General features: G+C 52.6%; 24 protein-coding genes and 1 pseudogene. 15 read left to right on the forward strand and 10 right to left on the reverse strand.

Translation table 11 applies throughout. The features are described from left to right. Nucleotides 1–1,431, reverse strand: coding sequence for an alanine/glycine:cation symporter family protein (locus ACU8YC_RS13985; protein ID WP_151216686.1), 1,431 nt, complete (start codon nucleotides 1,429–1,431; stop codon nucleotides 1–3). 274 nt (nucleotides 1,432–1,705) lie between these two features. Here ACU8YC_RS13985 and tal point away from each other — a divergent pair, with 274 nt between their 5' ends. The 3 genes from tal (at nucleotide 1,706) to ACU8YC_RS14000 (ending at nucleotide 4,789) form a co-directional block, all read left to right on the forward strand. Next, complete coding sequence (gene tal / locus ACU8YC_RS13990) at nucleotides 1,706–2,659, forward strand: transaldolase (protein WP_151216687.1); 954 nt, start codon at nucleotides 1,706–1,708, stop codon at nucleotides 2,657–2,659. A 110-nt stretch (nucleotides 2,660–2,769) separates the two neighbouring features. Beyond that, nucleotides 2,770–3,357, forward strand: a complete 588-nt coding sequence (gene mog, locus ACU8YC_RS13995; protein ID WP_151216688.1) for a molybdopterin adenylyltransferase — start codon at nucleotides 2,770–2,772, stop codon at nucleotides 3,355–3,357. A gap of 124 nt (nucleotides 3,358–3,481) precedes the next feature. After that, the gene (locus ACU8YC_RS14000; protein WP_151216689.1) at nucleotides 3,482–4,789 is read left to right on the forward strand and encodes an MFS transporter; all 1,308 of its coding nucleotides are present in this window, start codon (nucleotides 3,482–3,484) and stop codon (nucleotides 4,787–4,789) included. 34 nt (nucleotides 4,790–4,823) lie between these two features. On the opposite strand, the gene satP is transcribed toward ACU8YC_RS14000, so the two are convergent. From satP to ACU8YC_RS14015, 3 genes and pseudogenes are all read right to left on the reverse strand, one after another. Further along, entirely contained in the window at nucleotides 4,824–5,390 is a 567-nt protein-coding gene (gene satP / locus ACU8YC_RS14005) for an acetate uptake transporter (RefSeq protein WP_187253704.1), read from the reverse strand. A gap of 148 nt (nucleotides 5,391–5,538) precedes the next feature. Next, nucleotides 5,539–5,725, reverse strand: a pseudogene (locus ACU8YC_RS14010) (hypothetical protein); the annotation flags it as partial. A 72-nt stretch (nucleotides 5,726–5,797) separates the two neighbouring features. Next, nucleotides 5,798–6,202: a DUF2541 family protein gene (locus tag ACU8YC_RS14015; RefSeq protein ID WP_187259123.1), complete on the reverse strand. Its 405-nt coding sequence runs from the start codon at nucleotides 6,200–6,202 to the stop codon at nucleotides 5,798–5,800. Between the two features lie 383 nt (nucleotides 6,203–6,585). Here ACU8YC_RS14015 and dnaK point away from each other — a divergent pair, with 383 nt between their 5' ends. From dnaK to nhaR, 4 genes are all read left to right on the forward strand, one after another. Further along, nucleotides 6,586–8,508, forward strand: coding sequence for a molecular chaperone DnaK (gene dnaK, locus ACU8YC_RS14020; RefSeq protein ID WP_151216692.1), 1,923 nt, complete (start codon nucleotides 6,586–6,588; stop codon nucleotides 8,506–8,508). Between the two features lie 87 nt (nucleotides 8,509–8,595). Continuing rightward, nucleotides 8,596–9,729 (forward strand): molecular chaperone DnaJ, encoded by a 1,134-nt coding sequence (gene dnaJ / locus ACU8YC_RS14025; RefSeq protein ID WP_008786151.1) that lies wholly within the window; start codon nucleotides 8,596–8,598, stop codon nucleotides 9,727–9,729. 205 nt (nucleotides 9,730–9,934) lie between these two features. Further along, nucleotides 9,935–11,101, forward strand: coding sequence for a Na+/H+ antiporter NhaA (gene nhaA / locus ACU8YC_RS14030; protein ID WP_187253705.1), 1,167 nt, complete (start codon nucleotides 9,935–9,937; stop codon nucleotides 11,099–11,101). 36 nt (nucleotides 11,102–11,137) lie between these two features. Continuing rightward, complete coding sequence (gene nhaR / locus ACU8YC_RS14035; RefSeq protein WP_151216694.1) at nucleotides 11,138–12,031, forward strand: transcriptional activator NhaR; 894 nt, start codon at nucleotides 11,138–11,140, stop codon at nucleotides 12,029–12,031. A gap of 159 nt (nucleotides 12,032–12,190) precedes the next feature. On the opposite strand, the gene rpsT is transcribed toward nhaR, so the two are convergent. Next, a complete protein-coding gene (gene rpsT, locus ACU8YC_RS14040; protein WP_038637070.1) occupies nucleotides 12,191–12,454 on the reverse strand; it encodes a 30S ribosomal protein S20 in 264 nt (87 codons plus the stop codon). Nucleotides 12,455–12,782: 328 nt separating this feature from the next. On the opposite strand from rpsT, the gene ribF reads away from it, so the two are divergent. The 8 genes from ribF (at nucleotide 12,783) to ACU8YC_RS14080 (ending at nucleotide 21,008) form a co-directional block, all read left to right on the forward strand. Further along, nucleotides 12,783–13,721, forward strand: a complete 939-nt coding sequence (ribF, locus tag ACU8YC_RS14045) for a bifunctional riboflavin kinase/FAD synthetase (RefSeq protein WP_151216695.1) — start codon at nucleotides 12,783–12,785, stop codon at nucleotides 13,719–13,721. A 37-nt stretch (nucleotides 13,722–13,758) separates the two neighbouring features. After that, entirely contained in the window at nucleotides 13,759–16,575 is a 2,817-nt protein-coding gene (ileS, locus tag ACU8YC_RS14050; RefSeq protein WP_446895458.1) for an isoleucine--tRNA ligase, read from the forward strand. Then, entirely contained in the window at nucleotides 16,575–17,072 is a 498-nt protein-coding gene (gene lspA, locus ACU8YC_RS14055; protein ID WP_003018932.1) for a signal peptidase II, read from the forward strand. Before ileS ends, lspA begins: the two co-directional genes overlap by 1 nt. Nucleotides 17,073–17,189: 117 nt before the next feature. After that, entirely contained in the window at nucleotides 17,190–17,639 is a 450-nt protein-coding gene (gene fkpB, locus ACU8YC_RS14060; RefSeq protein ID WP_003018929.1) for an FKBP-type peptidyl-prolyl cis-trans isomerase, read from the forward strand. Nucleotide 17,640: 1 nt separating this feature from the next. Then, nucleotides 17,641–18,591 carry a 4-hydroxy-3-methylbut-2-enyl diphosphate reductase gene (gene ispH / locus ACU8YC_RS14065; RefSeq protein ID WP_151216696.1) on the forward strand — a complete coding sequence of 317 codons (951 nt, stop codon included), beginning with the start codon at nucleotides 17,641–17,643 and terminating at the stop codon, nucleotides 18,589–18,591. A gap of 66 nt (nucleotides 18,592–18,657) precedes the next feature. Then, nucleotides 18,658–19,572 carry a ribonucleoside hydrolase RihC gene (gene rihC / locus ACU8YC_RS14070; RefSeq protein ID WP_446895459.1) on the forward strand — a complete coding sequence of 305 codons (915 nt, stop codon included), beginning with the start codon at nucleotides 18,658–18,660 and terminating at the stop codon, nucleotides 19,570–19,572. 97 nt (nucleotides 19,573–19,669) lie between these two features. Further along, entirely contained in the window at nucleotides 19,670–20,233 is a 564-nt protein-coding gene (locus tag ACU8YC_RS14075) for a glucose-6-phosphate isomerase family protein (RefSeq protein ID WP_187253707.1), read from the forward strand. Next, nucleotides 20,226–21,008: a glucose-6-phosphate isomerase family protein gene (locus ACU8YC_RS14080; protein WP_151216699.1), complete on the forward strand. Its 783-nt coding sequence runs from the start codon at nucleotides 20,226–20,228 to the stop codon at nucleotides 21,006–21,008. Before ACU8YC_RS14075 ends, ACU8YC_RS14080 begins: the two co-directional genes overlap by 8 nt. Before the next feature lie 40 nt (nucleotides 21,009–21,048). On the opposite strand, the gene ACU8YC_RS14085 is transcribed toward ACU8YC_RS14080, so the two are convergent. The 5 genes from ACU8YC_RS14085 to ACU8YC_RS14105 are packed head-to-tail and all read right to left on the reverse strand — an operon-like array spanning nucleotide 21,049 to nucleotide 25,362. After that, a complete protein-coding gene (locus ACU8YC_RS14085; protein WP_151216700.1) occupies nucleotides 21,049–21,867 on the reverse strand; it encodes a PTS system mannose/fructose/sorbose family transporter subunit IID in 819 nt (272 codons plus the stop codon). Beyond that, nucleotides 21,867–22,667: a PTS mannose/fructose/sorbose/N-acetylgalactosamine transporter subunit IIC gene (locus tag ACU8YC_RS14090; RefSeq protein WP_151216701.1), complete on the reverse strand. Its 801-nt coding sequence runs from the start codon at nucleotides 22,665–22,667 to the stop codon at nucleotides 21,867–21,869. The genes ACU8YC_RS14085 and ACU8YC_RS14090 overlap by 1 nt, the downstream gene beginning before the upstream one ends. A 10-nt stretch (nucleotides 22,668–22,677) precedes the next feature. Then, nucleotides 22,678–23,172, reverse strand: coding sequence for a PTS system mannose/fructose/N-acetylgalactosamine-transporter subunit IIB (locus tag ACU8YC_RS14095; RefSeq protein WP_151216702.1), 495 nt, complete (start codon nucleotides 23,170–23,172; stop codon nucleotides 22,678–22,680). 11 nt (nucleotides 23,173–23,183) lie between these two features. Beyond that, complete coding sequence (locus tag ACU8YC_RS14100) at nucleotides 23,184–23,612, reverse strand: PTS sugar transporter subunit IIA (protein WP_151216703.1); 429 nt, start codon at nucleotides 23,610–23,612, stop codon at nucleotides 23,184–23,186. 4 nt (nucleotides 23,613–23,616) lie between these two features. Beyond that, entirely contained in the window at nucleotides 23,617–25,362 is a 1,746-nt protein-coding gene (locus tag ACU8YC_RS14105) for a class I mannose-6-phosphate isomerase (protein ID WP_414438348.1), read from the reverse strand. Nucleotides 25,363–25,529 lie beyond the last annotated feature (167 nt).

Here is a 25,529-nt window from a genome sequence, read left to right on the forward strand (position 1 = left end):
CTATCCGCGCGGCGTTTCATCCCAGCTTTCGGGGGCAAGTTGTTGTCTGATATCAGGATAACGGTGCGGATCAAATTCCGGTCGTACGCCAAGTTTACGCTGGCGCAGATAGTCGCTGGCGATGGTATGCACAACCGGAGAAAGCAGCAGAATCGCCGTCAGGTTTGTGATGGCCATACAAGCCATAATAATATCGGCCAACTGCCAGACCAGCGGAAAGCTGACAAACGTTCCGCCGATAACGGTGCAAACGGTGGCGATGCGCAATAGCCAGATGACGCGGATATTGTCCAGTTTCAGGAAGACGAGATTGTTTTCCGCATAAATGTAGTTGGCGACGATCGAGCTAAAGGCAAACAGAATCACAATAAAAGCCACATATCCTGCTCCCCACTCCCCCGCGAGCGTTACCATTGCTTTCTGGAGTAACTGGATGCCTTCCATAGGGACATAGCTGGTGCTATTGCCTGCCAACAGAATAATCATCGCGCTGGCCGTACAGACAACGAGAGTGTCGCCTAATACCCCAATCATTTGCACAATGCCTTGTGCCGCAGGATGCGGTGGCCAGGATGCGGCCGATGCGGCTGCATTCGGCGTAGATCCCATTCCGGCTTCGTTAGAAAACATGCCGCGCTGAAAACCGTTGGCAATAGCCTGGCTTAGCGTATATCCGGCTGCACCCGCTGCGGCTTCCTGCCAGCCAAAGGCGCTTTTTATAATGGTGATGATAATGTCGGGAAGCTGCTCGATATGCCACAGACAGATGATGATGCTACCTCCGACCCACAGCAGTGCCATCATCGGAACGAACCATTGCATCAGGCGAGCTACGCCTTTGATGCCACCGACGATGACAATTAATGACGTGATTGCCAGTGCGAAACCGGAGACGAGGGGAGGAATATCAAAAGCAAAAGTCAGCGCACGCGAAACGGAATTTGCCTGAACGCTGTTAAAAATCAATCCATAGGCAATAAGTAAAAAAATGGCAAAAAGGACGCCCATCCAGCGCATGCCCAGCCCACGTGCCATATACCATGCAGGGCCACCGCGAAACTGTCCATTGCTATCGCGTTCTTTATACAGTTGGGCAAGTGAGCACTCGGCGAATGACGTTGCCATACCAATGACCGCTGAAACCCACATCCAGAAAACGGCTCCAGGGCCGCCAGCGGCGATCGCCAACGCTACGCCAGCCAGGTTCCCGCTACCGATACGCGCGGCAAGACTGGTGCACAGAGCCTGGAAGGAAGTTAAACCGCCCGGCTGCGGGCTAATGCTGTTTTTAAGACTTGTGCCAAATTGGCGAAGGTAGCGGAACTGCACGAACCCTGTACGCCAGGTGAACCAACATCCTGCGCCAAGCAGGAGGTAGATCATCACCGATCCCCAGAGTATTTCATTAATAAATGAGAAAAAATCAGGCATTAACATCCCTCTTGTTGATGCCGGTAAGCGCGAAGATTTCCGTGTAAGCGCTACCAATAATCGACCAGTATATACCTTGTCATGAGAGTGATTGCGGGAGTTTATCATAACAATCGTTATATCCCGCAATTGCGCATCACAGGCTTTGAGATGCGTAATCAGGACTGAGCGGCTGGTCGGACAATCCAGGCGGTTGCGCTGAGAGTGCGTCGTGCTATCATCAGGGAAGATCGGTTACATCCCCCTAACAAGCTGTTTAAAGAGAATCGCTATCATGACGGACAAATTGACCTCCCTTCGTCAGTTCACCACAGTAGTGGCCGACACCGGAGACATCGCGGCAATGAAGCTGTATCAGCCTCAGGATGCCACAACTAACCCTTCTCTCATTCTTAACGCAGCGCAGATCCCGGAATACCGCAAGCTGATTGATGACGCTGTCGCCTGGGCTAAGCAGCAGAGTAATGACCGCGCACAGCAGGTCGTCGACGCGACCGACAAACTGGCAGTCAATATCGGTCTGGAGATCCTGAAACTGGTCCCGGGTCGTATCTCCACTGAAGTCGATGCTCGTCTGTCCTATGACACCGAAGCATCCATCGCGAAAGCAAAACGTCTGATCAAAATGTACAACGACGCTGGCATCAGCAACGATCGCATTCTGATTAAACTGGCTTCAACCTGGCAGGGTATCCGTGCCGCTGAGCAGCTGGAAAAAGAAGGCATCAACTGTAACCTGACTCTGCTGTTCTCCTTCGCGCAGGCACGTGCATGTGCAGAAGCTGGCGTATACCTGATTTCTCCGTTCGTTGGTCGTATTCTTGACTGGTACAAAGCCAACACCGACAAGAAAGAGTATGCACCGGCGGAAGATCCGGGTGTGGTTTCCGTAACGGAAATCTACGAGTACTACAAACAGCACGGTTACGAAACCGTGGTAATGGGCGCGAGCTTCCGTAACATCGGCGAAATCATTGAGCTGGCAGGCTGCGATCGTCTGACGATTGCTCCGGCACTGCTGAAAGAGCTGGCGGAAAGCGAAGGCGCTATCGAACGTAAACTGTCCTTCTCCGGCGAAGTGAAAGCGCGTCCTGCACGCATCACCGAAGCTGAGTTCCTGTGGCAGCACAACCAGGATCCGATGGCTGTAGACAAACTGGCGGACGGTATCCGTAAGTTTGCTGTAGACCAGGGTAAACTGGAAAAAATGATTGGCGATCTGCTGTAATCATTTAAGCGTGGCCCGGATATGGGTCACGCTACCTCTTCTGAAACCTGTCTGTCCTTCCTTTCGCAGTGTATCATTCTGTTTAACGAGACTGTTTAAACGGAATAATCATGAATACTTTACGCATTGGCCTGGTGTCCATTTCTGACCGTGCTTCCAGCGGTGTTTACCAGGATAAAGGTATCCCGGCCCTGGAAGAGTGGCTGGCGTCTGCCCTTACCACCCCCTTTGAACTGCAAACGCGGTTGATCCCGGATGAACAGGCGATCATCGAACAGACCTTATGCGAGCTGGTTGATGAAATGAGCTGCCATCTGGTGCTGACAACTGGCGGGACGGGTCCGGCACGTCGCGACGTGACGCCTGATGCTACGCTTGCCGTCGCTGACCGTCAGATGCCAGGCTTTGGCGAACAGATGCGCCAGATAAGTCTGCACTTTGTGCCAACGGCGATCCTCTCCCGTCAGGTCGGCGTAATTCGTAAACAGGCGCTGATCCTGAATCTGCCTGGACAGCCGAAATCGATCAAAGAAACGCTGGAAGGCGTGAAAGAGGCTGACGGTAAGGTTGTCGTGCCCGGCATTTTTGCTAGTGTACCGTATTGTATACAGCTATTAGATGGACCGTATGTCGAAACCGCACCGGCTGTTGTAGCATCTTTTCGTCCAAAAAGTGCAATACGCGATACAAACGCCTAAAAGTAGCCCAATCGCGGCATAAGTGCCAATGACAGTGGAGTATTGAATTGTTTACGATATAGTAATTTTTGCTTTACATATATCGACAGACAGATTCAATAACTTCACTGACTGATGGTTTGCTATGTCACAACACAATCGACCGCTGAATCGCCAGGATTATAAAACCCTAACGCTTGCTGCCCTTGGCGGTGCGCTTGAGTTTTATGATTTCATTATCTTTGTCTTCTTTGCCGCTGTTGTTGGCGAACTCTTCTTTCCTGCAGATATTCCTGAATGGCTACGTCAGGTGCAAACCTTCGGCATCTTTGCCGCCGGATATCTGGCGCGTCCGCTGGGTGGCATCATCATGGCGCATTTTGGTGATCTGGTCGGGCGTAAGAAAATGTTCACGCTGAGTATTTTACTGATGGCAATACCAACGCTGGCGATTGGACTGCTGCCTGATTACGCCTCAATTGGGATCCTGGCGCCGCTGCTGTTACTGCTGATGCGCATTTTGCAGGGCGCTGCCATTGGGGGTGAAGTACCAGGTGCGTGGGTATTCGTGGCCGAACATGTACCAGAGCGTCGCATCGGCATCGCCTGCGGAACGCTGACCGCTGGGCTAACGGTGGGAATTCTGCTGGGGTCGGTGGTTGCGACGTTAGTGAACACCAGTTTTACGCAGCAAGCGGTGCATGACTATGGTTGGCGTATCCCTTTCCTGCTGGGGGGCGCGTTTGGGTTGGTGGCAATGTATCTACGGCGTTGGCTGCAGGAGACGCCCATCTTCCTCGAAATGCAGCAGCGTAAAGCGTTGGCGCAAGAGCTACCGGTGAAATCGGTGGTGAGTAAACATAAAAAAGCAGTGGTGGTGTCAATGCTACTAACCTGGCTGCTTTCTGCCGGGATTGTGGTAGTGATCCTGATGTCGCCAGTCTGGTTGCAGAAGCAATATGGCTTTGCGCCGGCGCTGACGTTACAAGCTAACAGCGTCGCCACAATTATGCTGTGCATTGGTTGTTTACTGGCGGGGTTTATTGTCGACCAGGTTGGTGCCAGCAAAACTTTTATTGTCGGTAGCCTGCTGCTGGCCTGTTCGAGCTGGTTTTTCTATCACCTGACCGGCAGTCATCCCGAATACCTGTTTGGGTTGTACGGCCTGGTAGGGTTATGCGTTGGCGTCGTGGGGGCAGTGCCTTACGTGATGGTGCGGGCGTTTCCGGCAGAAGTCCGTTTTACCGGTATTTCCTTTTCCTATAACGTCTCGTATGCCATTTTCGGTGGGCTAACACCCATCGCAGTAACGGTGTTGATGAGCGTGTCGCCAATGGCTCCGGCCTGGTATGTACTGGCGTTATCGCTGGTAGGGCTTGGTTTGGGAATTTGGCTGCGACAGGATATTTATCATCGCGATTCGAACGTACAGGCAGAGTTACAGCAGTTGTAAGAACTATCCCCCCGGAAGGGGGGATAGTATCAGATTAATGTGCTTCACCAATCGGCAGGATGGTGCGGCCAAACTGTTCGTTCAGCACTTCACCCATCGCCAGGTAAATGGCGCTTGCGCCGCACACTAAGCCAACCCATCCAGCAATGTGAATGATTGCTTCGTTACCTGCAATGTTGCCAACGGCCAGCAGGGCGAACAGCACTGTCAGGCTCAGGAACACGAACTGCAGCATGCGCGCGGCTTTCAGCGTACCGAAGAACATGAACAGAGTGAACACACCCCACAGACCCAGGTAAGCGCCCAGGAACTGACCATTGGTTGCATCCGCGAGGCCCATTTTCGGCATCAGCAGGATCGCAACCAGCGTCAGCCAGAACGAACCGTAGGAAGTAAAGGCGGTTAAACCGAAGGTGTTGCCTTTTTTATATTCCAGCAGACCGGCAAAAATTTGCGCGATACCGCCGTAGAAAATGCCCATCGCCAGAATAATAACGTCTAAAGCGAAGAAACCCGCATTATGCAGGTTAAGCAGAATGGTGGTCATGCCAAAGCCCATCAGGCCCAGCGGTGCCGGATTAGCCAACTTAGTGTTGCCCATAATTCCTCAAAATCATCATTGATTGAATGGTGAAATAGTTTCCCCGAATAACGATCACTGTCTTCGGGGCGCGGCATAATAATCAGGGGAGAGAGCACTGTCTATGATCTAACGAAGGGAAAACGAATTATTTTCCCTGTGATGGGCATCACGTTTGTGTGTGGTTGAGCATTCTGCGCAGGCAGGCGATGTGGAGTACCGCTGGGATCGTCACGCGATAGGCGCTGCCGCTTACCGCTTTAACCTCGTTTTAGGCCGCCAAGTCCGGCTCCGCGCAGTAATCCGTGCCCGATTACACCGACGGCGGCGTGGGTTCGCAGAATTTTGGTTAACTCTCTATCAGCTTTTAGCTTCATCAAATAGGTGACATTCATGTTTCTGAGGCATCTGAATAAAAGTATGGCGAATTAGTCGTCGCCGATGATTTTCAGCGTCGCCATATCAGAAGAGTTCACCGTATGACCGGAGAAGGTTATTTTTTTCACGCAGCGCTTATTGTCGTTGTCGCTATTGATGTTGATCCAATTGGTTGTTTGCCCTTCTTTGATGGAGGAAGGCACGTTCAGACTCTGGCTGGACATGCGGGCAGCCTTGAAGTAAACCGATGCACCACTGAGCTGTAAATCACCATGATCGGCCGTAAGTTGAATGCGTTTCACCACGCGGCAAACGGGTAGTTTCAGCGTTAGATCGGTGGTTTCATTACGGGGCATGGCGATCACACCGAGGACTTTATGATCGTTAGCGCGTGCGGCGCTGCTCAGCAGCAGGCCCATAAGCAGGCTGGCGGAAAGGGTTAATACGGATTTCATGGAATTTCTCTTTGACGGCTGTAAAAGTGTGTCGTTTCAGACCATCTTACCGCTGTCAGAGTCATGATTCATGCTTGTAATATTTTCTTTTTATTACAATTTTTATGTGAATGGCTGTGCTGAATTTATCTGTTTTATGAATTAGTTTTGATTTGAGACTATTCATTTTTTAATCTTTTAGCCTTTTTTCTGCGATTTTATTGCCACAAGGCTAAAAAAAATTTTCATGCCCCCCTTGATGACGTGGGTTACGACCCCATCTTGTAAGCAACCGCAGTGGTGAGTCTGAAAAAAAACGATTCAGGGTAGTTGAAACCGCACGTTTCGCCCTTATTACAGATTCACAACCACATGATGACCGAATTTTTAGTGGAGACGTTTAGATGGGTAAAATTATTGGTATCGACCTGGGTACTACCAACTCTTGTGTAGCGATTATGGATGGCACTACTGCACGTGTGCTGGAGAACGCCGAGGGCGATCGCACCACGCCTTCTATCATTGCTTATACCCAGGATGGTGAAACTCTGGTTGGTCAGCCGGCTAAACGTCAGGCAGTGACAAACCCGCAAAACACCCTGTTTGCGATTAAACGCCTGATTGGCCGCCGCTTCCAGGACGAAGAAGTACAGCGTGATGAAGCCATCATGCCGTACAAAATCATCGGTGCTGACAACGGTGATGCATGGATTGACGTTAAAGGTCAGAAACTGGCACCGCCGCAGATTTCTGCTGAAGTGCTGAAAAAAATGAAGAAAACGGCTGAAGATTACCTGGGTGAACCAGTAACTGAAGCTGTTATCACCGTACCTGCATACTTTAACGATGCTCAGCGTCAGGCAACCAAAGATGCTGGCCGTATCGCAGGTCTGGAAGTAAAACGTATCATCAACGAACCAACCGCAGCTGCGCTGGCTTACGGTCTGGATAAAGAAGTCGGCAACCGTACTATCGCGGTATATGACCTCGGTGGTGGTACTTTCGATATCTCTATTATCGAAATCGACGAAGTTGACGGCGAAAAAACCTTCGAAGTTCTGGCAACCAACGGTGATACCCACCTGGGTGGTGAAGACTTCGACAGCCGTATGATCAACTACCTGGTTGACGAGTTTAAGAAAGATCAGGGTATCGACCTGCGTAATGACCCGCTGGCGATGCAGCGTCTGAAAGAAGCCGCAGAAAAAGCGAAGATCGAGCTGTCCTCTGCGCAGCAGACCGACGTGAACCTGCCGTACATCACTGCAGACGCGACAGGTCCTAAACACATGAACATCAAAGTGACCCGTGCGAAACTGGAAAGCCTGGTTGAAGACCTGGTTAACCGTTCTATCGAGCCACTGAAAGTTGCTCTGCAGGATGCTGGCCTGTCCGTATCTGATATCAACGACGTTATCCTCGTTGGTGGTCAGACGCGTATGCCGATGGTGCAGAAGAAAGTCGCTGAGTTCTTCGGTAAAGAGCCGCGTAAAGATGTTAACCCGGACGAAGCCGTAGCAATCGGTGCAGCTGTTCAGGGTGGTGTATTGACCGGTGATGTTAAAGACGTGCTGCTGCTGGACGTTACCCCGCTGTCTCTGGGTATCGAAACCATGGGTGGCGTAATGACTCCGCTGATCGCGAAGAACACCACCATCCCGACCAAGCACAGCCAGGTGTTCTCTACCGCTGAAGACAACCAGTCTGCGGTAACCATCCATGTGCTGCAGGGTGAACGTAAACGTGCTGCTGATAACAAAGATCTGGGTCAGTTTAACCTGGATGGTATCAGTCCGGCTCCGCGCGGTATGCCGCAGATCGAAGTTACTTTTGACATCGATGCCGACGGTATTCTGCACGTTTCCGCGAAAGACAAAAACAGCGGTAAAGAGCAGAAAATCACCATCAAGGCTTCTTCTGGTCTGAACGAAGAAGAAATTCAGAAAATGGTTCGCGAAGCAGAAGCGAACGCAGAATCTGACCGTAAGTTTGAAGAGCTGGTTCAGACCCGTAACCAGGCTGATCATCTGCTGCACAGCACTCGTAAGCAGGTTGAAGAAGCAGGCGACAAACTGCCGGCTGACGACAAAACTGCCATCGAGTCTGCACTGACCGCGCTGGAAACCTCTCTGAAAGGCGAAGACAAAGCGGATATCGAAGCGAAGATGCAGGCGCTGGCACAGGTTTCCCAGAAACTGATGGAAATCGCTCAGCAGCAGCACGCACAGCAGCAGGCTGGTGCAGCAGGCGCTGATGCTTCTGCAAACAACGCGAAAGATGACGACGTTGTCGACGCTGAGTTTGAAGAAGTGAAAGACAAAAAATAATCGCCCTGATGCAGGGTAGTTAATCGGCACGGGCGTAGAGGTTTCCTCTTCGCCCGTGCTCGTATGTTAAGGGGCTTAAAAAAAACAATGGCAAAGCAAGACTATTACGAGATTTTAGGCGTTTCCAAATCAGCGGAAGAGCGTGAAATCAAGAAGGCCTACAAGCGCCTGGCCATGAAATATCACCCGGACCGCAATCAGGGTGATAAAGAGGCCGAAGCCAAGTTTAAAGAGATCAAAGAAGCGTACGAGATCCTGACCGATGCGCAAAAACGTGCGGCTTACGATCAGTACGGCCATGCAGCGTTTGAGCAAGGTGGTATGGGCGGCGGCGGCGGTTTTGGCGGCGGGGCAGACTTCAGCGATATCTTTGGTGACGTGTTTGGCGATATCTTTGGCGGCGGTCGTGGTCGTCAGCGCGCCTCACGTGGGGCTGATTTACGTTACAACATGGATCTCACTCTGGAAGAAGCCGTGCGTGGCGTCACCAAAGAGATCCGCATCCCTACGCTGGAAGAGTGTGACGTCTGCCACGGCAGTGGCGCGAAGGCGGGCACACAACCGCAGACCTGTCCAACCTGTCACGGTTCCGGTCAGGTGCAGATGCGCCAGGGTTTCTTCGCCGTACAGCAGACATGTCCACACTGTCAGGGTCGCGGTACGCTGATCAAAGACCCGTGCAACAAATGCCACGGGCATGGTCGCGTTGAGAAGAGCAAAACGCTGTCTGTTAAGATCCCTGCAGGGGTTGATACCGGCGACCGTATTCGTTTAGCGGGTGAAGGCGAAGCCGGTGAGCATGGCGCGCCAGCGGGTGATTTGTACGTGCAGGTGCAGGTAAAACAGCACCCAATTTTCGAACGTGAAGGCAATAACCTGTACTGCGAAGTGCCGATTAACTTTGCGATGGCAGCCCTGGGCGGTGAGATTGAAGTCCCGACGCTGGACGGTCGCGTGAAGTTAAAAATTCCGGGTGAAACGCAGACCGGTAAACTGTTCCGCATGCGTGGTAAAGGCGTTAAGTCTGTACGCGGCGGCGCACAGGGCGATCTGCTGTGCCGTGTGGTTGTTGAAACCCCGGTTGGCCTCAACGACAAGCAGAAACAGCTGCTGAAAGACCTGCAGGATAGCTTTGGTGGTCCTACCGGCGAGCAAAACAGCCCGCGTTCCAAAAGCTTCTTCGACGGCGTGAAGAAATTCTTTGATGATTTGACGCGTTAATTCGCCGTTTTCTCTCTGACAAAAGCCTGGAGCTGAAAAGTTTCAGGCTTTTTTATTTCTGTTTTACGTCTGGAAAATCTTCACCAACTTCGTTCTTTTAGATCGTAAAAACCGATCTATTCATCATGAATAATCTAATTTTAACGAGCTTTCTGAGGGTGTAAGATAGTAATTACGAAGTATTCACCCAATAGAGAGAATAAAAGTGAAACATCTGCACCGTTTTTTTAGTAGCGACGCCTCGGGAGGTATCATTCTGATCATCGCTGCCGCAGTCGCTATGATGATGGCAAATATCGGGGTTACCAGTGGATGGTACCACGCCTTTCTGGAAACACCTGTCCAACTGCGGGTTGGCGCGCTTGAGATCAACAAAAATATGCTGCTGTGGATCAACGACGCGTTGATGGCGGTGTTTTTCCTGCTGATTGGTCTGGAAGTGAAGCGTGAGTTAATGCAGGGTTCGCTTGCCAGCCTGCGTCAGGCGGCGTTTCCGATCATTGCCGCGATCGGGGGCATGATTGTCCCGGCGTTGCTGTATCTGGCATTCAACTATGCCGACCCTATCACTCGTGAAGGATGGGCAATTCCGGCAGCAACGGATATCGCTTTTGCATTAGGCGTGTTGGCGCTGTTGGGCAGTCGTGTTCCGCTGGCGTTGAAAATCTTCCTGATGGCGCTGGCGATTATCGATGACCTCGGCGCCATCGTGATCATCGCGTTGTTCTACACCAGCGATCTCTCTTTGTTGTCTCTGGGCGTCGCCGCGTGCGCAATTCTCGTCCTGGCAGCATTGAATCTGTGTGGTGTGAGACGTACCGGTATTTATATTCTGGTTGGCGTCGTGCTGTGGACGGCAGTGCTGAAGTCCGGCGTGCATGCCACTCTGGCAGGGGTGATCGTCGGTTTCTTTATTCCGTTGAAGGAAAAACATGGGCGTTCACCCGCGAAGCGATTGGAGCATGTCCTGCATCCGTGGGTGGCCTATCTGATCCTGCCGCTGTTTGCTTTTGCTAATGCGGGTGTTTCACTGCAGGGCGTGACGATGGACGGGTTGACCTCCATCCTGCCGCTGGGGATTATTGCCGGCCTGCTTATCGGTAAGCCACTGGGGATCAGCCTGTTCTGCTGGCTGGCATTACGGCTCAAGGTAGCGCAGCTGCCTGAAGGCACGAATTTCCAGCAAATTATGGCGGTCGGTATTCTGTGCGGCATTGGCTTTACGATGTCGATTTTCATCGCCAGCCTGGCGTTTGGTAACGTTGATCCAGAGCTGATTAACTGGGCAAAACTGGGGATCCTGATCGGCTCTCTGCTGTCGGCAGTTATCGGTTATAGCTGGCTGCGTACCCGGTTGAATACGTCAGCCTGAGCAGATAACTCTTGGTGACAATTTCAGGGAGAGAGTATGTCTCATATAAATTACAACCACCTGTATTACTTCTGGCATGTGTATAAAGAAGGATCGGTGGTAGGTGCCGCAGAAGCGCTTTATCTGACACCACAAACTATTACCGGGCAGATCAAAGCGCTTGAGGAACGCTTACAAGGGAAGTTGTTTAAGCGTAAGGGGCGCGGGCTGGAACCTAGTGAACTGGGGGAATTAGTCTTTCGGTATGCAGACAAAATGTTCACCTTAAGCCAGGAAATGCTGGATATCGTGAACTATCGCAAAGAGTCGAATTTGCTGTTTGATGTCGGTGTGGCGGATGCATTGTCCAAACAACTGGTCAGCAGCGTGCTGGATGCCGCGGTGGTTGAGAATGAGCAAATCCACCTGCGTTGTTTTGAATCAACGCACGAGATGCTGCTGGAGCAACTCAGCCAGCATAAGCTGGACATGATCATTTCCGATTGTCCGATCGACTCAACGCAGCAGGAAGGGCTGTTCTCGGTGCGGATAGGCGAATGCAGCGTGAGTTTTTGGTGTACCAAGCCGCTGCCTGAGAAACCGTTTCCGGCCTGTCTGGAAGAGCGTCGATTGCTGATCCCTGGACGTCGTTCGATGCTCGGGCGTAAGCTGTTGAACTGGATTAACTCACAAGGACTGAACGTTGAAATCCTTGGCGAGTTTGATGACGCCGCGCTGATGAAAGCGTTTGGCGCAACGCATAACGCTATTTTCGTTGCGCCTACGCTGTATTCGCATAATTTCTATGCTGATGATTCTATTGTTGAAATTGGACGCGTAGAGAATGTGATGGAGGAGTATCACGCCATATTTGCGGAGAGGATGATCCAGCATCCGGCTGTGCAGCGTATTTGTAATGCGGACTACTCGACATTATTTAAGCCGCAGTAATCAAGAAAGCCGTCATGATTCCGGCTGCGGTATGTTCCCGCAGCCGGAATCATTCTACATCTGCGGATCGCGGTTGCCTTCGAAGTTGGTTGCACAAACAACAGGCATAAAAAAACCCGCTTTCGCGGGTTTTTTCACAAAGCGACAACAGACGGGCGATTAAGCCAGTTTGTTGATCTGTGCAGTCAGGTTTGCTTTATGACGTGCAGCTTTGTTTTTGTGGATCAGACCTTTAGCAGCCTGACGGTCCACGAGTGGTTGCATTTCGTTAAATGCTTTCAGTGCAGTAGCTTTGTCGCCAGCTTCAATAGCTGCGTATACTTTCTTGATGAAAGTACGCATCATAGAGCGACGGCTAGCGTTGTGCTTGCGGGCCTTTTCAGACTGAACGGCGCGCTTCTTAGCTGATTTGATATTAGCCAAGGTCCAACTCCCAAATGTGTTCTATATGGACAATTCAAAGGCCGAGGAATATGCCCTTTTAGCCTTCTTTTGTCAATGGATTTGTGCAAATAAGCGCCGTTTAAATTCCAGCACTCGTTGCGTAGTGATGGCGCAGGATTCTACCAGCTTGCGTGGCGTGAATACAGCTTTTCCACGAGAAAAATTGCATTGGTGTGCCCGTGAAGGGCGTCAATTTGATTCATAACAATGAAAAGCATCCTCTTTCTGTTTCGTAGAAACAATCGCCGGTTAACGTTGACCGCGGTACAGGGTATACTTTCACGATTTTCACTGTTTTGAGCCAGACATGAAGCTGATACGAGGCATACATAATCTCAGTCAGGCCCCGCATGGGTGTGTGCTGACTATTGGTAATTTCGACGGCGTGCACCGGGGCCACCGTGCGTTACTGCAGGGGTTACGGGAAGAAGGGCGCAAGCGCAATTTACCGGTAATGGTGATGATTTTCGAGCCGCAGCCGCTGGAGCTGTTTGCGACAGACAAGTCGCCTGCGCGCCTTACTCGTCTGCGGGAAAAACTGCGTTATCTGGCGGAATGTGGCGTGGATTACGTACTGTGCGTGCGTTTTGACAGGCGTTTTGCCGCATTAACGGCGCAGACCTTTATCAGCGATCTGCTGGTTAATCGCCTTGGTGTACAATTTCTTGCCGTTGGTGATGATTTCCGCTTTGGCGCTAGCCGTGCGGGCGATTTCTTGTTATTACAGGAAGCGGGCGCTGAGTATGGTTTTGATATCACCAGCACCCAAACCTTCTGTGAGGGCGGTGTGCGCATCAGCAGCACCGCGGTCCGTCAGGCACTGGCAGAAGATAACCTGCAACTGGCCGAAAGTCTGCTTGGGCATCCTTTTACTATCTCAGGACGTGTAGTTCATGGTGACGAGTTAGGGCGCACGATCGGTTTTCCGACGGCAAACTTACCGCTTCGTCGCCAGGTTTCTCCAGTGAAAGGGGTTTATGCGGTTGAAGTGATGGGACTGGGTGACAAACCTTTCCCCGGCGTCGCCAACATCGGCACCCGTCCGACGGTAGCAGGCGTACGCCAACAGTTGGAAGTGCATCTGTTGGATGTTGTAATGGACCTGTATGGTCGCCATATAGATGTAGTGCTGCGTAAAAAAATACGCAGCGAACAGCGATTTGCCTCGCTGGATGAACTAAAAGCGCAGATTGCGCGTGATGAGTTGACTGCCCGCGAATTTTTTGGGCTAACAAAACCGGCTTAATGCCTATACGAGTTTTAAATACGGAACCGAGAATCTGATGAGTGACTATAAATCAACCCTGAATTTGCCGGAAACAGGGTTCCCGATGCGCGGCGATCTCGCCAAGCGTGAACCGGGAATGCTGGCGCGTTGGACTGATGATGACCTGTACGGCATCATTCGTGCGGCCAAAAAAGGCAAAAAAACCTTCATTCTGCATGATGGCCCTCCTTATGCGAATGGCAGCATTCATATTGGTCACTCGGTTAACAAGATTCTGAAAGACATTATCGTGAAGTCCAAAGGACTCACGGGTTATGACTCGCCTTACGTTCCGGGCTGGGACTGCCACGGTCTGCCTATCGAGCTCAAAGTAGAGCAGGAATATGGCAAGCCGGGCGAGAAGTTCACCGCCGCTGAGTTCCGCGCCAAGTGCCGTGAATACGCCGCTACGCAGGTTGACGGACAGCGTAAAGACTTTATCCGTCTTGGCGTGCTGGGCGACTGGTCACATCCGTACCTGACCATGGACTTCAAAACCGAAGCCAACATCATTCGCGCGCTGGGTAAGATCATCGGTAACGGTCATCTGCATAAAGGTGCGAAGCCGGTTCACTGGTGCGTTGACTGCCGTTCCGCGCTGGCGGAAGCGGAAGTTGAGTATTACGACAAAACCTCCCCGTCCATCGACGTGGCGTTCCACGCTGTCGATCAGGATGCGGTGAAAGCGAAATTTGGCGTTTCTGACGTCAACGGCCCGATCTCACTGGTTATCTGGACTACCACCCCGTGGACGTTACCAGCGAACCGCGCAATCTCCCTGGCACCTGATTTTGACTATGCGCTGGTACAGATTGACGGTCAGGCCGTGATTCTGGCGAAAGATCTGGTTGAAAGCGTCATGCAGCGTATTGGCGCGGCTGAATACACCATTCTCGGCACCGTGAAAGGCGCTGAGCTGGAACTGCTGCGCTTTACCCACCCGTTTATGGGTTTTGACGTGCCGGCGATCCTGGGCGATCACGTTACGCTGGATGCGGGTACCGGGGCGGTACATACCGCGCCTGGCCACGGCCCGGACGACTATGTCATCGGTCAAAAATACGGTCTGGAAGTGGCGAACCCGGTGGGTCCGGATGGCGCTTACCTGGCGGGAACCTACCCGACCCTGGACGGTGTGAACGTTTTTAAAGCCAACGATATTGTTGTCGCTCTGCTGAGCGAAAAAGGCGCGCTGCTGCACGTTGAAAAAATGCAGCACAGCTACCCATGCTGCTGGCGCCACAAATCGCCGATCATCTTCCGTGCAACGTCGCAGTGGTTTGTTAGCATGGATCAGAAAGGCCTGCGCGCGCAGTCGCTAAAAGAGATCAAAGGCGTGCAGTGGATCCCGGACTGGGGCCAGGCGCGTATTGAATCGATGGTTGCCAACCGTCCTGACTGGTGTATCTCCCGTCAGCGTACGTGGGGTGTGCCGATGTCTCTGTTTGTCCACAAAGACACCGAAGAACTGCATCCGCGCGCTATCGAACTGATGGAAGAAGTGGCCAAACGCGTTGAAGTTGACGGCATCCAGGCGTGGTGGGATCTTGATCCGAAAGATATTCTCGGCGACGAAGCTGACCAGTATGTCAAAGTCCCGGATACGCTGGACGTATGGTTCGATTCTGGTTCAACCCACTCATCCGTCGTAGACGTGCGTCCTGAGTTTGCAGGGCATGCGGCAGATATGTATCTGGAAGGTTCTGACCAGCATCGCGGCTGGTTCATGTCATCTCTGATGATCTCCACCGCCATGAAAGGCAAAGCGCCATACCGTCAGGTACTGACCCACGGTTTCACCGTTGATGGGCAGGGGCGCAAAATGTCCAAGTCTATCGGCAATACCGTTTCTCCGCAGGACGTGATGAACAAACTGGGCGCGGATATTCTGCGTCTATGGGTCGCTTCAACCGACTACACCGGCGAAATGGCCGTTTCTGACGAAATCCTGAAACGTGCTGCCGACAGCTATCGTCGTATCCGTAACACCGCGCGCTTCCTGCTGGCGAACCTGAACGGGTTCGATCCGGTAAAAGATATGGTGAAACCGGAAGATATGGTGGTGCTGGATCGCTGGGCGGTAGGTTGCGCGCAAGCGGCGCAGGAAGAGATCCTGAAAGCTTACGAAGCCTATGACTTCCACGAAGTGGTACAGCGCCTGATGCGCTTCTGCTCCGTAGAAATGGGTTCGTTCTACCTCGACATCATTAAAGACCGCCAGTACACCGCGAAAGCCGACAGTGTGGCGCGTCGTAGCTGCCAGACCGCGCTGTTCCATATTGCAGAAGCCCTGGTTCGCTGGATGGCGCCGATCATGTCCTTCACCGCAGATGAAATCTGGGGTTACCTGCCAGGCGAGCGTGAGAAGTACGTCTTTACCGGTGAGTGGTATGAAGGCCTGTTTGGCTTAGGCGAAACCGAAGCGATGAACGATGCCTACTGGGACGAACTGCTGAAAGTGCGTGGCGAAGTGAACAAGGTCATCGAGCAGGCGCGTGCGGATAAGAAAGTCGGCGGTTCTCTGGAAGCGGCAGTGACCCTGTACGCTGAACCTGAACTGGCGGCGAAACTGACCGCATTGGGCGAAGAGTTGCGTTTTGTACTGCTGACCTCTGGTGCGACGGTTGCGGATTTTGCAGCGGCTCCTGCTGATGCTCAGCAGAGCGAACTGCTCAAAGGTCTGAAAATCGTACTGAGCAAAGCCGAAGGTGAGAAATGTCCGCGCTGCTGGCATTACACTACCGACGTCGGCCAGGTGGCGGAACATGCAGATATCTGCGGACGCTGTGTCAGCAACATCGCCGGTGATGGCGAACAACGTAAGTTTGCCTGATGAGTAAGCCTCTTTGTTCAACAGGACTACGCTGGCTGTGGCTGGTGGTAGTCGTGCTGATTATCGATTTAGGCAGCAAATACCTGATCCTCCAGAACTTTGCTCTGGGGGATACGGTGTCGCTGTTTCCATCGCTTAATCTGCACTATGCGCGTAACTATGGCGCGGCGTTTAGCTTCTTAGCTGACAGCGGTGGCTGGCAACGTTGGTTCTTTGCCGGTATCGCTATCGGAATTTGTGTCATTCTGATGGTGATGATGTATCGCTCAAAGGCGACGCAGAAGCTAAATAACATCGCGTATGCGTTAATCATTGGCGGTGCGCTGGGCAATCTGTTTGATCGCCTGTGGCACGGTTTCGTGGTTGATATGATTGACTTTTACGTTGGTGACTGGCATTTCGCGACATTCAACCTTGCCGATACGGCGATCTGTATCGGTGCGGCATTGATTGTTCTGGAAGGCTTCTTACCGTCGAAAGAGAAAAAAGCCGCATAAAAAAATGCCGGATGGCGCTATGCTAATCCGGCCGACAATTTACTGCGATCCTTGTAGGCCCGGTAAGCGTAGCGCCACCGGGCAGACAGGCGGCAGCAATTTTAAAGAGCAACCTGCATGTCTAAATCAGTACAGAGTAACAGTGCGGTGCTGGTGCACTTCACCCTTAAGCTCGACGATGGCTCCACCGCAGAGTCAACCCGCAATAACGGCAAGCCTGCGCTGTTTCGCCTGGGCGACGGTTCTCTGTCTGAAGGGCTGGAGCAACACCTGCTGGGGCTAAAAGAAGGCGATAAAACCACTTTTGCTCTGGAGCCGGATGCCGCCTTTGGCGTGTCAAGTCCGGACTTAATTCAGTATTTCTCGCGTCGGGAATTTATGGACGCGGGTGAGCCAGAAATTGGCGCTATCATGCTCTTTACCGCAATGGACGGCAGTGAGATGCCAGGCGTGATCCGCGAAATCAATGGTGACTCGATCACGGTCGATTTCAACCATCCGCTGGCTGGGCATACCGTTCATTTTGATATTGAAGTGCTGGAAGTCGAACCGGCACTGGAGGCGTAAAATGCAGATCCTGTTGGCCAACCCGCGCGGTTTTTGCGCTGGCGTAGACCGCGCTATCAGCATTGTCGAAAACGCGTTGGCTATTTACGGCGCGCCGATTTATGTCCGTCATGAAGTGGTACATAACCGCTATGTGGTGGATAGCCTGCGCGAGCGCGGGGCCATTTTTATTGAGCAAATCAGCGAAGTGCCGGATGGCGCGATCCTGATCTTCTCTGCCCACGGCGTGTCTCAGGCGGTGCGTAACGAAGCCAAAGGCCGCGACCTCACGGTTTTTGATGCAACCTGTCCGCTGGTAACGAAAGTGCATATGGAAGTTGCCCGCGCCAGCCGTCGTGGCGAAGAGTCGATTCTGATTGGTCATGCCGGTCACCCGGAAGTCGAAGGCACGATGGGGCAGTACAGTAACCCGCAAGGGGGAATGTACCTGGTTGAATCACCGGAAGACGTGCTGAAACTGAATGTGAAAAATGAAGGCAAATTATCCTTCATGACGCAGACCACACTCTCCGTTGATGATACCTCTGACGTCATTGACGCACTGCGCCAACGTTTCCCGAAAATTGTCGGGCCGCGCAAAGATGATATCTGTTATGCCACCACCAACCGTCAGGAAGCGGTCCGTGCGCTGGCGGAACAGGCCGATGTGGTGCTGGTGGTCGGCTCGAAAAACTCCTCTAACTCCAACCGTCTGGCTGAACTGGCCCAGCGAATGGGGAAAGCGGCGTATTTGATTGACGATGCGACCGATATCCAGGAAGCATGGGTGAAAGAAGCCAGGTGCGTGGGCGTGACGGCTGGAGCCTCAGCGCCGGATATCCTGGTGCAAAACGTGATTGCTCGTCTGCAGGAGCTTGGCGGTGGGGAAGCTATTCCGCTGGAAGGCCGTGAAGAAAACATCGTTTTCGAAGTGCCGAAAGAGCTGCGTGTGGATGTTCGTGAAGTAGAGTAAGTCTTTCAGGTTACGATTATGAGAAGATGCCAGACTTAACGTCTGGCATTTTTTTATGGAGAAACCATGCGCTTACCGATCATTCTTGATACCGATCCCGGCATTGATGATGCCGCCGCTATTGCCGCTGCGCTGTTTGCCCCTGAGCTGGATCTGCAACTGATGACTACTGTCGCAGGCAATGTGTCGGTGGAAAAAACTACCCGTAATGCGTTGCAACTGCTGCACTTTTGGAATGCGGATATTCCGCTGGCGCAGGGGGCATCAATGCCGTTGGTGCGACCGCTGCGTGATGCCGCTTCCGTACACGGTGAGTCCGGTATGGAAGGGTATGATTTTGTCGAGCACGACCGCCACGCGATGGCAAAACCCGCCTTCCAGGCCATTCGCGATGTGCTGATGCACGCCTCACAGCCCATGACGCTGGTGGCAATTGGCCCCCTGACAAATATTGCGCTGCTGCTGACTCATTATCCTGAATGCGTGTTCAACATTAAGCGCCTGGTGATTATGGGCGGTTCTGCCGGGCGGGGAAACTTCACGCCAAACGCCGAGTTTAATATTGCTATCGACCCCGAGGCCGCCGCGAAAGTCTTCCAGAGCGGGCTGGTGATTGTGATGTGTGGGTTGGATGTCACTAATCAGGCCATGCTCGCCCCGGACTACCTGGCGACGTTGCCTCAGCTTAACCAGACGGGAAAAATGCTGCACGCGCTGTTCAGCCATTACCGTAGCGGCAGTATGAATACGGGGCTGCGCATGCACGATCTGTGCGCTATTGCCTGGCTGGTGCGCCCGGAACTGTTTACCCTGCAACCGTGCTTCGTGGCGGTTGAAACCCAGGGCGAATATACCTCGGGTACGACGGTGGTGGACATTGAAGGACGTTTAGGTCATCAGGCAAATGCGCAGGTCGCGCTGGGGCTGGACGTTGAGGGATTTCAGCAGTGGGTGGCAGAGGTACTGGCGCTGGCCCCGTGAGGTTGTGATCCGGTCCGCAATATGCGGGCAGAATTAGCAGGTTAATCGATTAATCTGCTAATCTGATGCTGTTGTTCTCCTCGGGCCGGAGACACATATGAACCTTTCTTTTATCCAGCCACCGCAGGTGGCGTGGGCAAGCGGCGCTTTAGCCGATGGCCCATTATTGCGTAAATCCACCCGTATTCAGGATCTTACTGACGTTTTTGCCGATGAAATCGCCCGTCAACAGTTGACCGGCGAGCAGGTTGTGTATGACGTTGAAATGCTGGATACGTCTCCCGCTGAAGGCGAACTCTATACCGGCGTTACTCATCTTTATCCTGGCCGGGTTGGCTGCGAATATTTTATGACTCGCGGGCATTTCCATGCGCGCCGCGAACAGGGGGAAGTCTATTTTGGCCTGCGTGGCAAGGGCCTGCTGTTGCTGCAGACTGAACAGGGCGACGCGCGGTTAGAAAAGGTATTCGCCGGATCTGTCCACATCATCCCCGGTTTTACCGCGCACCGGTTAATCAACACCGGGGAAGAGGTGCTGTCGGCGCTCGCCGTATGGCCAGGAATTGCGGGTCATGATTATGCGGCGCTCACTAGGGGCTTCAGAATAAGAGTCTTTGAGGAGAATAAGACGGTCCAGGCGAAGGAGGTACAGAATGGCTGACTTAGCACATTCTTACGGCCTGGATATGACGGTCCATCATCACCCACTTGGTTTTAGCTATGGGGACGACGTTACCGGACCGATGCCAGAGATTCGTCAACTCGATCACATTCGTGCCTCGCTGCGCGATCCGCACTGTGAAGGACCGCAGGAGGTGTATGCCATTGCGATGGATGTTGCGCGAATGCAGGATCGCGAAGAATTGAAAAAGCGGATGCTGCTGTTTGGCGTGGTGACCTATGCAGCGGGAAGGTTGGGGAAAGAACCGGTGCGTAGTCAGGGACATGTTCATCGTATCAGTCAGCACAGCGGCTGGTCTCCGCCGGAGCTTTACGAAATCTGGCAGGGAAAAGCGATCATTTATATGCAGGAATATGTTGAGGATGACCCTGGCCGGTGTTTTGCCGTCATTGCCGGACCGGGAGAGAAAGTGCTGGTACCGCCCGGCTGGGGACATGCGACCATCTCCGCAGACCCGGATGTACCATTAACCTTTGGCGCGTGGTGCGATCGTGAATATGGTTTTGAGTACGACGCCGTGCGTGCACATAAAGGATTGGCATGGTATCCGCTACTGCAGGGCAACAACATTATCTGGCAGCATAATCCCCGTTATATTCCCGGACGACTGCAGGCCGTAACGCCCCGGCAATATACGGAGTTCTCGATTACTTCCGCGCCTGTTTACCAGCAATTCATCGAGGATCCAGCGCGCTTTCAATTTATCTCGCGTCCGGACAAACACCCCGAGCTGTGGCAAAATTTTCATCCATAAAAAACCGGGGCATCGCCCCGGTTGTAATGTTTTCTGTGTATTAACCCGCAAACAGGCCCGTAGCGACGCCAAGAGCGGCCAGAATCAGCAGTAAAATCATCGCTTTCACTGGTGATACACCGCGCTTGGCCATCAGATACCAGGTGCCAAGTACCACAACCAGCGGCAGTAACTGCGGGAAGATACCGTCCAGCATCTGCTGAACGTGAATGTTCACCCCATCTTTAGTGATAAATTCCAGCCCGGTGCCAAGCTTCACGTAGCTTGCCGCTACGCCCCCCATGACAAATACTCCCAGCAGCGATAACGCTTCACGCAGGCGGGCAGATTTGCTACTCACCAGCATTTCCACCGAGCCAGATCCCATTTTGTAACCTTTCAGAAACAGGAACCACGAACCAGGAATGATGATGGCCAGCCAGGCAACGGTATAAAACAGCGGTCCCAGAATGTTACCGCCGGCCGCCAGGGCCATGCCGATACTGAGCAGGATAGGGATCAACATCCCAGGGATCATGGAATCGCCGATCCCGGCGATCGGGCCCATCAGGCCAACCTTCAGGGTGTTAATGGTCTCGCCATCGATCGGCTCACCGTTCGCTTTTTTCTCCTCCAGCCCCAGCACCATGCCATTTACGATTGCGCCAATCTGAGGTTCCGTATTATAGAACGAGGCGTGGCGGCGCAGCATTTCAGTACGTTGGGCTGGATCGGGATAGAGTTTTTTTGCCACCGGAAGCATGCTCAGACAAAAGCCAAAAGATTCCAGACGTTCAAAGCTCATCGATGACAAGTTGTGCATCATCCATGCACGCCAGCAGCGGCGAAGATCTTTACGCGTAAGTGTACGTTCTTCCATCAGAATTCATCCTCATCATCATCCACAACCGACTTTGCATTCGCGGTCTGCTGTGGTTCCGGTTTGTAGTTGTAATGGATCAACGCCAACAGCGAACCGACGATCACCAGCGCGACCATGTTGAGTTTTAAAAAGACGATGCAGACAAAACCCACGAGAAAGTAGATCAACATGGTGTAGTTTTTGATGATCTGTTTCAGCAAAATCGCGATCCCGACGGCGGGTAAAATGCCGCCCAGTACGTTCATCGTCGACAAGACAATTTTCGGCAAACTGTCCATAAAACCGCTGATGTATTGCGCCCCAAAGTAGACTGCAATAAAGGTCGGTACAAAACGCAGGACAAAGTTTGTTACCTGTGGCCAGATGGCGCTGTTCAGGTAAATACCGCGTTCGTCGCCTCGTTCCAGCGCCACATCTGCCCGGTGATTCCAGAAGGAATTCAGTACCATCATCGCGTTAAACAAAATGGTTCCGGCTATACCGATGGTGGCTGCCAGCGCGACCGCAACCTCGGGGCCTTTTCCTGAAAGGATACCTAAAGCAATTGCCGGGTAAGCAACAAAGTTGAGATCGGCCGGCATCGAACCGCCGGGCGTTACCATCGCGATATACACTGCCTGAACCGCGACGCCAATCATGATTCCGGTTTTAATGTCGCCGAGGATAATCCCGACCAACATTCCGGAAATCAGTGGGCGGGTGATCAGATACCAGCCGCCGGTCAGTCCCAGAAGCCAGGGGCTGCTGAGGGCGCCGAGATAGCAAAGTATGCCAATCAACGTAGCTTCGATAATCATCGTACGCTCCTTATTTCAGCTTCTGGCGTGCGTCCTGCCAGCTGTAGCTACTGGCATCAGGAACCAGGCGAAACTCAACCAGATGTCCATGCTGCGTCAGCCAGTCAAAGGCGGCAATTTCATCCCCGTTGACCGACTGATTCGGGCCGATGGTGGTAGTATCAGCACGAGCACTCATTGGACCCACATTAATCTTGCCGTTGGCATTTTTCAGGCTGATACCCGCTTCTTCAATGCGCTTGAGCGTGACGGGAGATTTGCCAATGACGAAATAACGCTTTTCGCTGGCAATGACTTTCGGCAATTTTTCAATCGCGGTAGCCGTATCAAATAACCAGACTTTAGTGTCCTGTACGGCGCCTTTCATCACCGAGGAGAGCAGAGGGTCGGCCGCGACGGCGTCGTCTATAGCGACAATCCCGTCACAGGGCAGCTCTTTGGCCCAACGTGTCACGAGCTGCCCATGAATTACGCGGTCATCGATACGTACAAAAGAAATACTCATAATGGTTTCCTTTAAAAATCGTCGGACTGAACGGATAAAACCGGGGCGGCTTTAATCAGCGTGGGTACTGTTAACGCCAACAGCTCGACGGCTGCGGCATGAACATCCGTTAAATGGCAGATCTCCTCACTTTGTAACAGCATCGGGAAATTAACGCCCGCGACGACAGCAACGGGAGGAACCGTTTGTGCAGAAAACGCATGATGGCAGGCGACATTCCACGGCGTACCGCTTTGCATGTCACACAGCACCAGAACGCCGTCAGCGTCTTTTCCCGCACTCGCGAGAACCTGGGTGAACGTCTGTTTAAACCCTTCGATACCCGCCTGTTCACTCAGCGTGACGGGGAAAACGTGCGGTAATTCTCCATAAACCATACGACCGCTGGCGAGAAGCGCTTCCGCCAGGGGACCATGGGTGGCAACAATAACGTTAATCATGCGCTTATCCTCTAACCCAGGCTTTAATCGTGGCGAGCTGTTGACCGATGCCTTTGCCAAAAGGCGAAATGCGATACTCTCCTACGGCGGCTGGGATGATAAAGGTCTCTGCATAGTTGACGACGAACGGGGGAAATGCGCCGTTCGGGCTTTCGACAACGGCCTGCGCGCCTTCGACCAGGTTCAGGACGTTGACGCCGCCATGGGTATGGTGAGTGACGGGCGCCGTAAACCAGTGGCGACGCGTTTCGATAAATTCGCGTTCGTGCATCCCGGTTCTTTCTTCCCGCCAACCGTCACCTTCAGCGATGGGTTCAATACGGTTGATCAGGTTGTCGTGCACCCATTGCGTGTCGCGCTGCCAGTCAATAACCTGCTGACCGTGATCAAGATGCACTGGGCGCGGTAAGCCGTCTAAGCCTAAACGACCCCAGTCCCACAGCTTGAAGGTGAAAATATAAGGTGTTGCGCTGATCTCCAGCACCATGGTTCCTGCTCCCGAGCAATGTACGGTGCCGGCGGGGATCAGGAAGTGATCATGTTTATGCGCGGGGATCTGATTCACGAATCGCTCATCATCAAAGATTTTTTCGCCACGTCCTGCGGCCCGGAGATCATCGAGCATATCCTGCGGTGCGATCCCAGTTTTTGTCCCGAGATACACCACGGCCCCCGGTTCGGCTTCGAGAATGTAATAGCTCTCATCCTGGGTATAGTGCATACCAAACTGCTGCTGTATGTATTCGGTGAGCGGATGAACCTGGAAGCTCAAATTCTGCCCGCCAATGGTGTCAAGGAAGTCAAAACGGATCGGGAATTCCGCGCCAAAGCGCGCGTGAACTTTTTCACCCAGCAGGGGGCGCGGATAAGTTAATACCAGGTCCTGAGAAGGGATCTCGATCCGCACGTTGCCAAAACGCAGTAACAGGCTGTTTTCCTCGGGCACGCAATCAAAACACCACGCGTAATTGGGGGCTGAGGGATCGAGATCGAAGTGTTGTTTCATCCATTGGCCGCCCCAGACGCCAGGGTCAAAGAAAGGGGCAACGCGAAACGGTTGTTCGGTTGTTTGTTGCAGGCCAGCGCGTAGCGCGTCACCGCTGACCATCGCGGGATTACCTTCTACCGTGGTATCAAGCAAATAATCGGCGCGTTTGAGTAACGGTGTTTTGTGTCTGTCGAATACCCGCCATTCAATGAAAAAAGCACGTTTGTAACGACGAAGAATATCTTCATCCTGGTTTTCTGCCCCCCAGTTTCCCAGCCCGTCATGGCGCATACGCTGTTGAATTTCCCAACGGGGAAGATCGGCATAAACCAGTATGTCACCAGAATGTGCCAGCGCAGCGCCAGAGCCGTACACCACGACAAGCCCTTCGGTAACGGCATCAATTTGTTGGCGGAGCTGGCGGAGTTTATTGCTATCAAAAAACTCATCCAGATGGTGGCAGGAGAGAACACCAAATACGCGATCGTCGGTCAGGTTGCGCGCCAGTAAATGATGCAGGGCCTGCTCATCGCGGCGGGCGGATTCAATATTCAGCACCAGTGCGGCATCTAACGTCGTAACGAGCTGTTGCTCCAGCTCATCAAGCCGCACGCCCGGATAGCAATCGACGATCAATACGGTTTTTGCTGCATCAGAAACTCTGGCGTTAAGCACTGAATGGATCGACGACCACCCCTGCCAGGCGTGGTTGTCATAGCCCTGAACGGTAACCTCAGGGAATTTATTATAAGTTGTATGCATTTTCTGTCTCCGTGTTGGCTTATTTAAGATTAATCGATTAACCTTATTTTCATAGTGTGGTTAACGCGATTAACCCGCCATAATCTGAAACCAGTGCGATGAAAAGCACGCTGGCGTGATGTGAATCACACGTAAAAAGGCATTATTTCGGTTATTCGATTAACCTT

The organism is Citrobacter sp. VF227, assembly GCF_052950715.1.